Raw genomic sequence first — 263 nt, 5'->3', positions numbered from 1 at the left:
TCTATGCAACATGCGCAGAGTTACAGGCTGCAGGCGTTATTATCAATCGTTCCCCACGTGATGGCTATATGGCATTTATCCGTTCACCGGACGGTATTTCTATCGAGTTATTACAAAAAGGCGACAAATTAGCACCTCAAGAACCTTGGGCATCGATGCAAAATATTGGTGAGTGGTAACGCTGAGGTTACAGTGTATCAACTATTCAATAAATAACCTCGTTATTCAATTACGCTCGCTATTTTATCAATATAAGATAAAGT

At 39.9% G+C, this 263-nt stretch carries 1 protein-coding gene; it reads left to right on the top strand.

Annotation, left to right across the window (positions count from 1 at the left end):
• On the top strand, positions 1–179 hold a 179-nt coding region (locus MTCD1_RS19450), incomplete at its 5' end, for a VOC family protein (protein ID WP_369007719.1).
• Between the last annotated feature and the right edge of the window lie 84 nt (positions 180–263).

It is taken from the genome of Colwellia marinimaniae, assembly GCF_002207865.1.
GTDB lineage: Bacteria > Pseudomonadota > Gammaproteobacteria > Enterobacterales > Alteromonadaceae > Colwellia > Colwellia marinimaniae.
This window is presented reverse-complemented; position numbering and strand designations above follow the sequence as displayed.